At 65.6% G+C, this 12,824-nt stretch carries 15 protein-coding genes and 1 pseudogene; 11 read left to right on the top strand and 5 right to left on the bottom strand.

The window, feature by feature from the left end; translation table 11 throughout:
- Positions 1–15: 15 nt before the first annotated feature.
- On the bottom strand, positions 16–1,377 hold the full coding sequence (locus tag J6500_RS15755) for a class-II fumarase/aspartase family protein (protein ID WP_225713612.1): 1,362 nt from the start codon (positions 1,375–1,377) through the stop codon (positions 16–18).
- Between the two features lie 60 nt (positions 1,378–1,437).
- Positions 1,438–1,827 carry a carboxymuconolactone decarboxylase family protein gene (locus J6500_RS15760; RefSeq protein WP_225713613.1) on the bottom strand — a complete coding sequence of 130 codons (390 nt, stop codon included), beginning with the start codon at positions 1,825–1,827 and terminating at the stop codon, positions 1,438–1,440.
- A gap of 133 nt (positions 1,828–1,960) precedes the next feature.
- Between J6500_RS15760 and J6500_RS15765 the strand changes: the two genes are divergently transcribed.
- Genes J6500_RS15765 through J6500_RS15780 form a run of 4 tightly spaced genes read left to right on the top strand, consistent with a single transcriptional unit; the run spans position 1,961 to position 5,569 of the window.
- The gene (locus tag J6500_RS15765; RefSeq protein WP_225713614.1) at positions 1,961–2,923 is read left to right on the top strand and encodes a Bug family tripartite tricarboxylate transporter substrate binding protein; all 963 of its coding nucleotides are present in this window, start codon (positions 1,961–1,963) and stop codon (positions 2,921–2,923) included.
- Positions 2,924–2,945: 22 nt separating this feature from the next.
- Complete coding sequence (locus J6500_RS15770) at positions 2,946–3,833, top strand: NAD(P)-dependent oxidoreductase (protein ID WP_225713615.1); 888 nt, start codon at positions 2,946–2,948, stop codon at positions 3,831–3,833.
- On the top strand, positions 3,830–4,807 hold the full coding sequence (locus J6500_RS15775; protein ID WP_225713616.1) for a Gfo/Idh/MocA family protein: 978 nt from the start codon (positions 3,830–3,832) through the stop codon (positions 4,805–4,807). The genes J6500_RS15770 and J6500_RS15775 overlap by 4 nt, the downstream gene beginning before the upstream one ends.
- Positions 4,808–4,813: 6 nt before the next feature.
- Complete coding sequence (locus tag J6500_RS15780; RefSeq protein WP_225713617.1) at positions 4,814–5,569, top strand: GntR family transcriptional regulator; 756 nt, start codon at positions 4,814–4,816, stop codon at positions 5,567–5,569.
- Between the two features lie 60 nt (positions 5,570–5,629).
- Here the strand turns inward: J6500_RS15780 and J6500_RS31990 are convergent, their stop codons facing one another.
- Complete coding sequence (locus J6500_RS31990; RefSeq protein WP_283842924.1) at positions 5,630–5,758, bottom strand: hypothetical protein; 129 nt, start codon at positions 5,756–5,758, stop codon at positions 5,630–5,632.
- A gap of 346 nt (positions 5,759–6,104) precedes the next feature.
- On the opposite strand from J6500_RS31990, the gene J6500_RS15785 reads away from it, so the two are divergent.
- Positions 6,105–6,287 carry a hypothetical protein gene (locus J6500_RS15785; protein ID WP_225713618.1) on the top strand — a complete coding sequence of 61 codons (183 nt, stop codon included), beginning with the start codon at positions 6,105–6,107 and terminating at the stop codon, positions 6,285–6,287.
- Positions 6,288–6,692: 405 nt separating this feature from the next.
- On the opposite strand, the gene J6500_RS15790 is transcribed toward J6500_RS15785, so the two are convergent.
- Both J6500_RS15790 and J6500_RS15795 read right to left on the bottom strand, forming a co-directional pair.
- On the bottom strand, positions 6,693–6,977 hold the full coding sequence (locus tag J6500_RS15790) for a hypothetical protein (RefSeq protein WP_225713619.1): 285 nt from the start codon (positions 6,975–6,977) through the stop codon (positions 6,693–6,695).
- Between the two features lie 148 nt (positions 6,978–7,125).
- Positions 7,126–7,935 (bottom strand): creatininase family protein, encoded by an 810-nt coding sequence (locus J6500_RS15795; protein ID WP_225713620.1) that lies wholly within the window; start codon positions 7,933–7,935, stop codon positions 7,126–7,128.
- Positions 7,936–8,092: 157 nt separating this feature from the next.
- Here J6500_RS15795 and J6500_RS15800 point away from each other — a divergent pair, with 157 nt between their 5' ends.
- From J6500_RS15800 to J6500_RS15825, 6 genes and pseudogenes are all read left to right on the top strand, one after another.
- On the top strand, positions 8,093–9,124 hold the full coding sequence (locus J6500_RS15800; RefSeq protein ID WP_225713621.1) for an ABC transporter substrate-binding protein: 1,032 nt from the start codon (positions 8,093–8,095) through the stop codon (positions 9,122–9,124).
- Positions 9,125–9,135: 11 nt separating this feature from the next.
- Positions 9,136–9,924, top strand: coding sequence for an ABC transporter ATP-binding protein (locus J6500_RS15805; protein WP_225713622.1), 789 nt, complete (start codon positions 9,136–9,138; stop codon positions 9,922–9,924).
- Positions 9,921–10,709, top strand: a complete 789-nt coding sequence (locus J6500_RS15810) for an ABC transporter permease (RefSeq protein ID WP_225713623.1) — start codon at positions 9,921–9,923, stop codon at positions 10,707–10,709. The genes J6500_RS15805 and J6500_RS15810 overlap by 4 nt, the downstream gene beginning before the upstream one ends.
- Positions 10,709–11,692, top strand: a complete 984-nt coding sequence (locus J6500_RS15815) for a 2-hydroxyacid dehydrogenase (RefSeq protein ID WP_225713624.1) — start codon at positions 10,709–10,711, stop codon at positions 11,690–11,692. Before J6500_RS15810 ends, J6500_RS15815 begins: the two co-directional genes overlap by 1 nt.
- Positions 11,693–11,784: 92 nt before the next feature.
- The gene (locus J6500_RS15820; protein ID WP_376707812.1) at positions 11,785–12,387 is read left to right on the top strand and encodes an AprI/Inh family metalloprotease inhibitor; all 603 of its coding nucleotides are present in this window, start codon (positions 11,785–11,787) and stop codon (positions 12,385–12,387) included.
- Between the two features lie 89 nt (positions 12,388–12,476).
- Positions 12,477–12,824 (top strand): annotated as a pseudogene (locus J6500_RS15825) (hypothetical protein); the annotation flags it as partial.

A 12,824-nucleotide genomic window follows, 5' to 3' on the forward strand; every position in this document is an offset into this window, starting at 1 on the left:
GACCGAACGCACAATTTACCGCTTCACTGATCCCAGCACGCGATCGACCATGTCAGGCGCGAGCCCGAGATAGTTTTTCGGCGCCGCGAGGCGGTCGATGGTCGCGCGATCGATCCGGCTCGCCACGCGTTGATCCGCCGCCAAGGCCTCGGCCAGGGTCAGCCCCCTCTCGTTGGCGAGGCGGCAGGCGTCGTAGACCACGTCGTGTGCCTCCTGCCGGCCGAGATCTGGCGCCAACCCCATCATCACGGCTTCGGCTACGATCAGCCCGCGGCTGATGTCGAGATTGTCGGCCATCCGCTTCTCGTCGACGATCAGGCCGCCGAGCGCGAACTTCGCCTGATGCAGTGCACCCGCGGTGAGCACGAAGCTTTCCGGGATCGCCATCCACTCGGCGTGCCACGGCCCGGTGGCGCGCTCGAAATCCTGCACCATCGCGTCCAGCATCAGGCCGGCATGCTGACGCACGGCCTTCGAGGCCGCCAGCATCAATTCCGACGAGATCGGGTTGCGCTTTTGCGGCATGGTCGAGGACGCGCCGCGCCCCTTCACGAACGGCTCATAGACCTCGGCGAATTCGGTCGATGCCATGATCATGATGTCGAGCGCGATCTTGCCGAGCGTCCCGGTGACCAGCGCCAGGAAGTTGACCGCTTCCGCGAGGCCGTCGCGCGCGACATGCCAGGTCGAGACGGGCACGCCGAGGCCGAGCGCTTCGCACAGCGCCTGCTGCACCTCGAATCCCTTGTCGCCGAGCGAGGCAAGCGTGCCGGCGGCACCGGCAAACTGGCCGATCAGCACGCGTGGCTTCAGCTCCGCCAGCCGCGCCGCGTGGCGATCGAACGCAGCCAGCCAGATCGCGGTCTTGTAGCCGAAGGTGACCGGCAGTGCCTGTTGCAGATGGGTGCGGCCGGCCATCGGCGTGTCGCGATAGCGCTTCGACAGATCAACGAGGATGCCACGCAGCGCGGCGATGTCGTCCTCGACGATCTTCAAGCCGTCGCGCAGTTGCAGCACCACCGCGGTGTCCATGATGTCCTGCGTGGTGGCGCCCCAATGCACGTAGCGGCCGGCCTCGCCGCATTGCTTCACCATCTGATGCACCAGCGGCAGGATCGGATAGCCGACGACATCGGTCTCCTGGCGCAGCAGATCGAAATCGAACGCCGCGACGTCGGTACGCTTTGCGATCTCCGCGGCCGCCTCGGCCGGGATCACGCCGCAACGCGCTTCCGCCTTGGCCAGCGCGACCTCGACCTCGGCATAGCGCGATATCAGCCGCAGGTCGGAAAACACCTCGCGCATCTCGCTCGTGCCAAAGGCATCGCGGAACAGCACGGAATCGAGCACGGTGGTCGAGGTCGAAAACGCGGGCATGGGCATATCCTGTGGCCGATCGCAGTTCGGCCAGTCCCTAACACGACCCGCGCGGAGCCCCTACCCCTCTGCTGGCAACTCGCCGAACACCTCGGCTGCGATCGTGCTGGTCTCGATCGCGGCGGGAACGCCGCAATACATCGCGACCAGCAGCAGCACGTCCTGCACCTGCGCCGCGGTACAGCCATTGGCCCGCGCGCCCTTGGCGTGGACACGGAATTCGGCGGCCTTGCCGCTCGCCGCGGTAATGCCGAGCATGACCAGGCTGCGGATCTGGTCGGACAGGCCGCTGCGCTCCCAGACGTCGCCATAGACATAGGCGTTGATGACGTTCTGCAGCGGCGCGCCGAAATCGCCGGCGGCCGCCATCCGCTTGGCAACATCGGCTTCGCCGAACATCTTCCTGCGCCGGCGCAGCCCGCGGGCGTGCAGATCGCTGACGTCCACCATCGTCGTCTGGCTCCCTGTTTCGAACATATATACGGATAATTATGACAGGCCTCAACCCATCCGGCAGCGCAGAGCTTGCGCTGCGACGGTATTTGTCCGTATAAATTTATCAAAACAATGGGAGGGGATCGGGATGAAGTCGCGCCTGGGCTTGCTTGTCGTCCTGCTCCTTTCCGGGTTCGCGGCACCGCCGGCGCCCGCCGCGGACGGATTCCCGCAGCGGCCGATGAAGATCATCGTGCCGTTCCCGGCCGGCGCCGGTCCCGACAATGTCGCGCGGCTGATCGGCCAACACCTGCAAGACGCCTTCGGCCAGACCGTGCTGATCGAGAACCGCGCCGGCGCGCTGGGCAGCATCGGCGCGCTGGAGGTCGCGCGCAGCGCCCCGGACGGCTACACGCTGCTGATGGGTACCAACACCACCCATGCCAGCAACGTGGCGAGCTTCAAGAGCCTGTCCTATGATCCGGTGAAGGATTTCGCGCCGGTCATCCGCACCACGACGACGGCGATGGTGCTGCTGATCAGCCCCAAGTCTCCGGCCAAGGACCTCGCGCAATTCCTCGACTATGCCAAGACGCATCCGAACTTGACCGCGGGCTATGGCTCGGGTGCTTCGCAGATCTCGGTCGCGCAGTTGCAGTCGCGCGGCGGCCTGTCGCTGGTCGCAGCCTCCTATCGCGGCGTTCCGCAGGCAATGACCGACGTGATGGCCGGCGTCATCGATCTGACCTTCGGTGACTTCTCGGTCGCGATCCCGCAGATGCAAGGCGGCACCCTGCGCGGCATCGGCGTGACCTCGGCGTCGCGCAACGAGCTTACCCCCGGCCTGCCGCCGCTCGCCGACGTGATGCCGGGCTTCGAGGCCACGATCTGGTACGGGCTGTTCGCCCCGGCCGGCACGCCGGCGCCGGTCGTGGATCGCATCTATGCCGAATGCGCGAAATTCCTGGCGATGCCGGAGACGAGGAAGAAGCTTGCCGATGTCGGCGTGATCGTCTCGCCGCTGGCGCCGGCGGAGTTCGGTGCTTTCGTCAAGGGCGAGGTCGTGCGCTGGTCGGCCGAAATGAAGGCGGCCGGAATCCAGCCGCAATAGACGGAAGCGGCAAGGTCGTGCCATGAACAGCAACGCACCGGTCGGGGTCATCGGGCTTGGGCTGATGGGATCAGCCCTCGCCGCCCGCCTGATCGATGCCGGCGTCGGAGTGATCGGCTTCGACGTTGATGCAGCCAAATCGAGTGGGTTGAGAGCCAGCGGTGCCGAATTCGCCGCTTTCGCGGCTGATGTCGCGGAGCGCTGCCGGACCATCGTTATCGCGGTGTATGACGCCGCACAGGCCAAGAGCCTGCTGCCCGACCTCGCCAACGCAAAACTGCCGCCGCTGGTGATCTGCACCACCACCTGCACACCGGGGGAAATCGCCGTCATCGCCGAATTCGCGGCGCGCTCGCATCTCGGCTTCATCGAGGCGCCGATCTCGGGCACCAGCGCCGAGGTCCGCGCCGGCACCGCCACCGTGCTGGTCGCGGGCAACGCCGAGGCGATCGATGCAGCTACAGCGACGCTCGACATCATCTGCCCGCAGCGGATCAATGTCGGCGCGATCGGCAATGCCAGTCGCACCAAGCTCGCCATCAACCTGATCCTGCAATCCAACCGCGCAGCGCTCGCCGAGGGCATCGCCTTCGCCGAATGCCTCGGCCTCGACGGCGCCAGCTTCCTTGCGACCGTGCGCCAGTCGGCGGCCTATTCCAAAGTGATGGACAGCAAGGGCGAGAAGATGCTGGCGCGGGATTTCTCGCCGCAATCGCACATCGCGCAGACGCTGAAGGATGCCGAACTGATCCTGTGCGAGGCCGACAGGCACGGCCAGCCCTTGCCGATGACGACCGCACAGGCCAGCCTGCTGCGCACGGCGATCGCATTGCAAGGCCCGGACAGTGATAGCGCCGCGGTGATCGAGGCGATTCGCACCAGGCGTGGCCACGGCGGAGGACCGACATGATCAATTGTGCGATTGCAGGCCTCGGACGATGGGGGCGAGCGCTGGTCGAAGCCGCGCGAAGCGAACCGCGACTGCGGATCGTCAGCGCGGTGGAGCCCGACGCTGGCCACGCCGAGAGCTTTTGCGCGATGCATGGCCTCACGCTCACGAGCATGGACGCCGTGCTGGCCGATCCTGCCGTCGATGCCGTGCTGCTGGCGACGCCGCATTCGCTGCACAAGCGCCAGGTGATCGCAGCCGCCGCGGCGGGCAAGCAGGTGTTTTGCGAGAAGCCCCTCGCCCTGAAGCGCGACGACGCGGCTGAGATGTTCGCCGCCTGCCGCAGCGCCGGCGTGGTGCTCGCGGTCGGGCATAATCGCCGGTTCTGGCCGTCGATGCAGGCGCTGCGGACGATCGTCACCAATGGCGAGCTCGGCACCGTGCTGCATATCGAGGGGCACAACAGCAATGAGAACTCGCAAGCCATCACGCAGGGCTGGCGGCTGTCATCAGAGGAATCGCCGGGCGGTGGGCTGACCGGCGCCGGGCTGCACGTGCTCGACGGCTTTGTCAGCCTGCTCGGACCGGTCCGTCAGGTCTATGCCCGGTTGAGTGCGCGCGAGGCTGGTCCGCCGCCACTCGACACTGCAACCCTGGCGATTGAATTTGTGAATGGCGTCAGCGGCACTCTTGCGACGATCCGCGCAACGCCGTTCTATTGGCGCGTGCATGTCTTCGGGACGAAGGGATCAGCCGAGGTGCTGGGCGAGGTGACGATGGTGCTGCGAAAATCCGGCGAGGCGCCCGCGACAATGCATTATTCTGTGGTCGACACGCTCGCCGCGGAACTCGCTGCCTTTGCCGATGCGGCTTTGGGCATCAAGGCTTTCCCGGTGCCGGAAGCCGATGTGCTGGCGACGCTCAGCGCCTTCGAGGCCGCGTTGCAGTCGATGCAAACCGGGCACCCGGTCAGCTGCCACGTGGCATACCAGTAAGCCGCGATGTCCGAGAAACCCGGCAAGGCGAGATCGTCCCGCTACCGCGACATCGCCACCGGGCTGCAAAAGGATATCCGGCTCGGCACCTACGCGGTGGGCAACCTGCTGCCGACCGAGACCGAGCTGATGGCAAGCTATCAGGCAAGCCGCCAGACCGTGCGCGAGGCGCTGCGCATCCTGATCGAGCAGGGCCTGATCGTGCGCCGTGCCGGCCTCGGCTCGGTGGTGATCGCCTCCGAACCGCCGGTGCTGTTCACCCACAGCGTCAAATCGCTGGGGGAATGGCTGCGCTATTCCAACGAAACCTATCGCGACGTCGTCAGCAGCGGCGACATCGTCGCCGACCGCAAACTCGCCGCGCTGCTGAAATGCGAGCCCGGCAAGAGCTGGTTCCTGATCGAGGCGGTGCGCCGCTCGGACCAGTTCGCGGCTCCGCTCGGCTGGGCCGAAATCTATGTGCTGCGCAAATTCGCCGACGTCGTGAAGCGCAGCGACCACGGCCGCACGCCGGTGCACGAGCAGATCGCCAAGACCTACGGTCAGGTCACCGAGCACGCGCAGATGGAGATCTTCGTGCGCGGCATGCCGGCGCCGATTGCCAAATCGCTCGGCGTCAAGACCGGCTCACCGGCGCTCACCGTGGTGCGCCGCTACTATGGAGTGCGCGAGGAGTTGTTCGAGGTGACCATCACCACGCATCCCGAAGGGCGCTATACCTATACGATGGACATGCAACGCTCGCCGCGGCCGGCGCTGTAATCCGGAAAACGTGAGGCGGCGATCGCGAATCGCCCGTGCGACATCGTCGCCGAGGTCAGGTTAGCGGATACCGGCGTGATGCTGCCGCACCGAGGTGTGCGCCATCTGCGGCGATCCGACCGCACCCCAGATCGCAACCGCGATCAGGACGGCCGCCCACATATACGGCATGGCACTCGGCTGTTTCATCGGCAACGTTACCCCCACAGGACGATCAGGCATTTCCCGGACGATCCGTCCTCGCCAGGAATTTCCTAAGCCTAGAGCGTGTCCGTTTCAGGACGCCTTCATCGAAATCCAAAAATGATTTCGCGGCAATTCGAAATAGGTCTGATGAAGAAGCTCCGTCTGCATTTTCGGCGAATGCGACGGATTTGGTCGATGCGGCAAGCTCCACCGGAGAATGCTTTGCTCAATTTCGAGTCAGCGGCATGGGAGATATTCCAAAAGACCGACCCTAAATACTTTTTGATTGCTGGTTTGAAACCAGCCGTGCGAAGACTCCGCGTGACAGTACGATGACAAGGGTTCCCCTGTGACCACTCGCCCCGCAAGCCGCCATGGCGCCCAGCGCGCCCGCTCCAAGGAACTGCAGGAGGAGGTTGCGCGGTCGCTGGAACGGGAGCTCAAGCTGCTGGCCGAAGACCGCCAGGAGCGCGCCCGCATGCTCGGCCTCGACATCGGCACGGCGGCCGCCAAGGTCGCGGGTCAGGCGTGACCTAAGTCACGCGCCCCAGCCTGCTGCCGAATCACCAGCCCTCCGGCGAATCGCACGACTGTCTCTCCGACGGATGCACCTGCATGAAATCAGGTGCGTCGCCGCCATGAAGCGGGGCTGTCGCGCGGACCAAAGCACCGGACTGCCGCAGGCCCGAAGGGCCGCGCCGTGCTGCGCGACTTCCGGCCAATCGCGAAATATCTGTGAGTGTCACGCGGTCCGAAACGAATGACCCGCCCAGGGGGATCGCCGGGCGGGTCGGGAACGGCACGGGGTGGATGAGGACCCGTGCCGAGCGCGGGATCCACAGCCTGGAGCCTTCAGCTCCAGATTCTCGTTTGACGCGTTTTCTTCACGCGAACCAGCGCCCACTTCGCTTGAAAACGCTATGAAGAAATTCGCCGATCAGTAGTAGCAGGTGCGCACGCGGCCAATGTAGTTGCCGTAGGCGTCGTACTGCCGCACGAAGCCGCAGCGGCGATAGCCGCTATAGGCGCCGTAGCCGTTGTAGTAGTAGCCGTCGCTGGCCGCGATCGCGCCGCCGACGATGGCGGCACCGACCAGCCCCGCACCGACGCCATAACCCCAGCCGAGCGGCTTGGCTTCGGCCTGCGAGGTGGTGGACGCGATGCTGCCGGTCACGGCGAGCGTAGCGAGAGCGAGGGCGGCGAACTTGGTCTTGATCGACATTGGATACTCCATCCTGTCTGGGCGCGGCGCCGGTGTGGTCCGCAACGCCCGTTGGACGGAGCCGCACAGGTTCCGGTTCGAAAGGACCGCTGGAAATATGGCTTCGTGAATTGTTTCGTCGCGGCTGCGCCGGCGAAACAAAGCCGCTTTACCGGCCGTGCAGCGATTTTTCGACGTCGAACCGGTCGACGTCCGCGAGCAATTCGCAGAACGCGCGCGCGCCGTGATCGAGCAGCTTCTCGCCCTTCGCGGCGGTCGCCTTGGTCGCGTCGCCGACCGCGCCGCTCGGATGCAGATCCTGCGCCTGCCAGGCGAACGGCGCCGGCCGCTGCGTCGACAGATGGCGGTGCTGCTGCTCGATCGCGATGCTCGCCGGCGTGAAGTTCGCGATCGCATCCTTGCGCACGGCTTGCGGATACTTCGCCAGCATGATCGAGGTCTCGACCGCGCCGCCATGGATGCCGTGGCGCAGTTCGTCGGCATCGAACAAACCGTCCGGCGCGCCGAACCGCGACCAGCTCGTGGTCACCACCAGCATGCCGTGCTGAGCGCGCAGATCCTGCGCGACCAGCGACATCGCGGCGGAATTGCCGCCATGGCTCGTCACCATCACGAGCTTCTTCACGCCGGTGCACGCGACGCTTGCGCCGATCGCCATCCAGCCCTTCAGCGCCACCTCGGTCGGCAAGGTCAGCGTGCCCGGAAAATCGATGTGCTCGGTCGAGATGCCGACCGCTTGCAGCGGCAGGAACGTCGCCGGGATCGCTGCCGGCAGCAACTCGCGCACCCGTGCAAGGTAGGCCTCGCCGATCATGACGTCGGTTCCGACAGGCAGATGCGGCCCATGCTGCTCGGTCGCGGCCAGCGGCAGCACCGCGATCCAGCGCGCCGGCGCGCTCTGGGCGATCTCGGGCCAGCGGATGGCGGTCCAGTCACGGGGCGGAAGCTGAGCGGTCATCAGGACAGGCGTTTCAATGGATGAATTTGCAGGGTAGTTTGTTCATCATTTGCGGGGACGTTCCGCGCTCCTCCGGGGCGTTCCCGCGTCCCCTCCGGGCGCGGTCCACGTCCTCTGCCTTCCCATCATGGGCCAGAATGATCGACGGAGTCCAACCATGAAGCCGGCCTTTTTGTCGCCAGCGTTAACCACTGGCCTGTTTGCCGCCGCCGTTACGGCGCTGGCGGTCCTCACTCCCGCGAACGCGCAGACCCTGGACAAGGTCTCCTTCGGCACCAACTGGGTGGCCGAGGGCGAGCATGGCGGCTTCTTCCAGGCGGTCGCCGACGGCACCTACCAGAAATACGGCCTCGACGTCACCATCGTGCCCGGCGGCCCCAACGCGAACAACCGCTCGCTGCTGATCGCGGGCAAGCTCGACTTCTTCATGAGCGCGAACTCGCTGCAGACCTTCGATGCCGTCACCAACAAGGTGCCGCTGGTCGCGGTCGCCGCCATGTTCCAGAAGGACCCGCAGGTCTTTCTCACCCATCCCGAGATCAAGGTCAGCAAGATCGAAGATCTGAAGCCGCTGACGCTTTTGATCTCCAAGGAAGGCATCACCAGCTATTTCCAGTGGCTGAAATCCGAATACGGCTTCAGCGAGAGCAAGGTGAAGCCCTACACTTTTAACCCGCAGCCCTTCATCGTCGACAAGCAGACCGCGATGCAGGGCTACGTCACCTCGGAGCCGTTCGCGGTCGAGAAGGCCGCAAACTTCAAGCCGAACGTGCTGCTGCTCGCCGATTACGGCTTCAACACCTATTCGACCCTGATCGAGACCCGCCGCGACATCGTCGACAAGAAGCCCGACCTCGTGCAGCGCTTCGTCGATGCCTCAGTGGTCGGCTGGTATCACTACATCTACGGCGACAACTCGGCCGGCAATGCCATGATCAAGAAGCTCAACCCGGAGATGACCGACGAGCTGCTCGCCTATTGCGTCGCCAAGATGCGCGAGCACGGCATCGTCGATTCCGGCGATACCGTCAAGAACGGCATCGGAGCCATGACCGACGAGCGGATGGCCAGCTTCTTCGACAAGATGGTGCGCGCCGGCGTCGTCAAGAGCACCATCGACTATCGCCAGGGCTACACGCTGCGCTTCGTCAACAAGGCAGTCGGCGTCGAGCTGCGGCCGAAGAACTGACGGCCGGGCCCGTGGCGTCGGATACCAAGGCGGCCGCCGTGCGCCTGCGCGGCGTCACGAAAATCTATGACACCGGCGTCGCGGCGCTCGGGCCGCTCGACCTCGACGTCATCAGCGGCGAATTCGTCTCACTGCTCGGGCCGTCCGGCTGCGGCAAGTCCACCGCGCTGAGGCTGATCGCCGGGCTGTCGGCGCCGAGCGCCGGCACGGTCGAACTCGCGCACCGCGGCGCGCTACGGCCCGGCAGTCACAGGATCGGCTTCGTGTTCCAGGAGCCGACCCTGATGCCGTGGGCCACCGTGCGCGACAATGTCCGCCTGCCGTTCCGCCTCGCGCACGCACCGGCTGCCGATGCCGACGTGCGCATCGATCAGGCGCTCGATCAGGTAGGACTCGCTGAGTTCGCCGACGCCTATCCGCGCGAATTGTCCGGCGGCATGAAGATGCGGGTGTCGCTGGCGCGCGCGCTGGTCACCGATCCCGATATTCTCCTGATGGACGAGCCGTTCGCCGCGCTCGACGAGATCACGCGCTTCCGTCTCAACAATGATCTGCTGACGCTGTGGCGCAGCCTGCACAAGACAGTCATCTTCGTGACACACTCGGTGTTCGAGTCGGTCTATCTCTCGCAGCGCGTGATCGTGATGACGGCGCGGCCCGGCCGCATCGGCGCCGAGTTTCGCATCACGTCGCCGGAGCCGCGCGGCGAGGCGTTTCGCACCTCGGCCGAATACGCCGCCTTCTGCCGCGAGGTCTCGAGCGCGCTGGCGCCGTCTTATGCAGGGCAGCCGGGCGCATGACATCGCCACGCGACATCATCCGCTTCCTGCTGCCCGTCGTGGTGCTCGCCGCCGGCCTCCTGCTGTGGGAAGCCATCGTCCGCGCCTATGACATCCAGCCCTATGTGCTGCCGAGCCCGCTGCTGGTGCTGCAGACCCTGGTCGGCGACTGGGACGTACTGTCGCAATCGCTCGGCGTCACGCTGCTCACCACGCTGGAAGGCTTTGTCGCGGCCGCGGTCGGCGGCATCGCGCTGGCGCTGCTGTTCAACCAGTCGAAATGGCTGGAATACTCGCTGTTCCCCTATGCCGTGGTCCTGCAGGTCACGCCCGTCATCGCGATCGCGCCGCTGCTGCTGATCTATCTGCAGCAGCAGACCGCCGTGATCGTCTGCGCCTGGATCGTCGCCTTCTTCCCGGTGCTCTCGAACACCACGCTCGGCCTCAACTCGGTCGATCGTAACCTGTCCGGATTGTTTCAACTTTATGGCGCTTCACGGCTGCAGACACTGCTGTTCCTGAAACTGCCGGGTGCCCTGCCCTATATCCTCGGCGGCCTGCGCATCGCCGGCGGATTGTCGTTGATCGGCGCCGTGGTCGCCGAGATCGCGGCGGGCAGCGCCGGCGCCGGCTCGGGGCTCGCGTTCCGGATCGCCGAATCCGGCTACCGGCTGAACATTCCCCGCATGTTCGCCGCGCTTTTGCTGCTATCGCTGGCCGGGATTGTCATCTATGGGCTGCTGGCGCTAGTTTCGCACCTGTTGTTGCGGCGCTGGCACGAGAGTGCGCTAGGAAAGGAAAGCTGATGGCCTCGATTTCTTCCGACAAGATCGATCTGTTGATTTACGGACCGATCCGGCCGATCCTCGAGAACGGCTTTTCCGATCAATATGTGCTGCACAAGGCCGAGAGCCGCGGCGACCTCGAGCGGCTGACGCCGGACACGCTGGCCAAGATCCGCGCCATCGCCGTCACCTATCACACCATGGCGACCGACAAGACCGCGCTGGCGATGTTTCCCAAGCTCGAGATCGTCGGCAGCTTCGGCGTCGGCTACGACCACGTCGATTCCCACTACGCGCGCGATCACAACATCGTGGTCACCAACACACCTGATGTGCTGACCGAGGAGGTCGCCGACGTCGCGATGGGCCTCCTGATCGCGACGCTGCGCGAGTTCGTCAAAGCCGACCGTTACGTGCGCTCCGGCCTGTGGCAGACGCAAAACTATCCGCTCAGCGTCGGCTCGCTGCGCGACCGCAAAATCGGCATCGTCGGCATGGGCCGGATCGGCCAGGCGATCGGCCGCCGGCTCGAGGCCTCGCTGGTGCCGGTGTCCTATCACTCGCGCAATCCCGCCGCCGACGTCTCCTACAAGCACTATCCCGATTTGATCGAGATGGCGAAGGCGGTCGACACCTTGATCGTCATCGTGCCGGGCGGCGCCTCGACCGCGAAGATGATCAATGCCGACGTGCTGAAGGCGCTCGGCCCGCGCGGCGTCGTGATCAACGTCGCGCGCGGCTCCGTCGTCGACGAGCCGGCGCTGGTCGCGGCGCTGAAGTCCGGCACCATCCTCGCCGCCGGCCTCGACGTGTTCGCGGCCGAGCCGAACGTGCCGGACGAATTGAAGGCGATGCAGAACGTCGTGCTGCTGCCGCATATCGGCTCGGCCTCGGTGGTGACGCGCAACGCGATGGACCAGCTCGTGGTCGACAACATCAAGGCATGGTTCGCCGGCAAGCCGCCGCTGACGCCGGTCGCCGAAACCCCGGTGAAGGGACGCTGATGCCGCTGTCCCGCTTCAGCGCCGCGCTCGCTCTGCTGCTCGCCGCATCCGGCGGCGCAGCGGCGCAGGACGCCTCGACGCTGAAGAAGGACATGATCGGCCAGTGGGAGCTTGCCACCACCGACCGCAGCAAGACCTGCGTCGTGACATTGAAGGGCGACGCGGCGCCGCAGGGCTTCAAGCTCGAGCTCGAGCCGGCCTGCGCCGCCGCACTGCCATTCAGCAAGGACATCGCCAGCTGGAGCATCAAGGGTCTCGGCGACATCGTCCGGCTGCAGAGTCCGACCGGCGAAGCGGTGATTGACTTCACCGAAGTCGAGACCGGCATCTTCGAGGGGCTGCGCACCAACGAAGGCGTCTACATCCTGCAAAACCTCGCCGCCGCTCGCTCGCTTGCAAAATCGATGGACCAGATGATCGGCGATTGGTCGATGGTCCGCGGCAACGGCCAGGCGATCTGCACGTTGGTGCTGACCAACACCGATGCCGGCAACGACAATTTCCAGGTGTTCGTGAAGGGCAAATGCGACCCCGCGGTCACCGCCTTCAATCCGAGCCTGTGGCGGCTCGACCACGGCCAGATGCTCTTGATGTCGGCCAAGGGCGAGACCTGGCAGTTCGAGGCCGACGACAACGCCCAATGGCGCCGCGTCCCCGACAGCGCCGCCCCGCTGATCATGCTGCGCGAGCAGTAGGGGACGGGCGACGAGCTCGGCGCCTCCGCGCTTTGGACTCAAAGCGCGGTTAGGCTCGATGGACGATCATCGAACCGGGAGCTGCAATCATGACCAAGCCATCGGTGCTGGCGATCGGCCTTGACCCGGCCTGCGTCGACCTCTCCGTCCTGCCCCAATTCACGCCGGAACTGGTCCGCAGCTATATCGACGCGCAACTCGAAGGCCTGCGCACGCTGGGCTATGACGTCGAGAGCTGCCTGATCGACCTCGGCGACACCGCCGAGCCGGTCGCGACGGCGGCACTGCGGGCAAAGCGCTATGATTGCGTCGTGATCGGCGCCGGACTGCGCGAACCGCCGGAGCGGTGCTGTTCGAGACCATCCTCAACCTCGTACACCGCCTCGCCCCCGATGCCCCGATCTGCTTCAACACCAGCCCGGCCGACACCGCCGCCG

The organism is Bradyrhizobium semiaridum, from assembly GCF_020329505.1.
Lineage (GTDB): Bacteria > Pseudomonadota > Alphaproteobacteria > Rhizobiales > Xanthobacteraceae > Bradyrhizobium > Bradyrhizobium semiaridum.

What these genes read in the sequence shown, in the direction of transcription:
- J6500_RS15775 (WP_225713616.1), top strand. Translation starts at nt 3,830, where the DNA reads ATGATCAATTGTGCGATTGCAGGCCTCGGACGATGGGGGCGAGCGCTG.
- J6500_RS15800 (WP_225713621.1), top strand. Translation starts at nt 8,093, where the DNA reads ATGAAGCCGGCCTTTTTGTCGCCAGCGTTAACCACTGGCCTGTTTGCC.
- J6500_RS15795 (WP_225713620.1), bottom strand. Translation starts at nt 7,935, where the DNA reads ATGACCGCTCAGCTTCCGCCCCGTGACTGGACCGCCATCCGCTGGCCC.
- J6500_RS15810 (WP_225713623.1), top strand. Translation starts at nt 9,921, where the DNA reads ATGACATCGCCACGCGACATCATCCGCTTCCTGCTGCCCGTCGTGGTG.
- J6500_RS15790 (WP_225713619.1), bottom strand. Translation starts at nt 6,977, where the DNA reads ATGTCGATCAAGACCAAGTTCGCCGCCCTCGCTCTCGCTACGCTCGCC.
- J6500_RS15815 (WP_225713624.1), top strand. Translation starts at nt 10,709, where the DNA reads ATGGCCTCGATTTCTTCCGACAAGATCGATCTGTTGATTTACGGACCG.
- J6500_RS15765 (WP_225713614.1), top strand. Translation starts at nt 1,961, where the DNA reads ATGAAGTCGCGCCTGGGCTTGCTTGTCGTCCTGCTCCTTTCCGGGTTC.
- J6500_RS31990 (WP_283842924.1), bottom strand. Translation starts at nt 5,758, where the DNA reads ATGAAACAGCCGAGTGCCATGCCGTATATGTGGGCGGCCGTCCTGATC.
- J6500_RS15755 (WP_225713612.1), bottom strand. Translation starts at nt 1,377, where the DNA reads ATGCCCGCGTTTTCGACCTCGACCACCGTGCTCGATTCCGTGCTGTTC.
- J6500_RS15760 (WP_225713613.1), bottom strand. Translation starts at nt 1,827, where the DNA reads ATGGTGGACGTCAGCGATCTGCACGCCCGCGGGCTGCGCCGGCGCAGG.
- J6500_RS15780 (WP_225713617.1), top strand. Translation starts at nt 4,814, where the DNA reads ATGTCCGAGAAACCCGGCAAGGCGAGATCGTCCCGCTACCGCGACATC.
- J6500_RS15770 (WP_225713615.1), top strand. Translation starts at nt 2,946, where the DNA reads ATGAACAGCAACGCACCGGTCGGGGTCATCGGGCTTGGGCTGATGGGA.
- J6500_RS15820 (WP_376707812.1), top strand. Translation starts at nt 11,785, where the DNA reads ATGATCGGCCAGTGGGAGCTTGCCACCACCGACCGCAGCAAGACCTGC.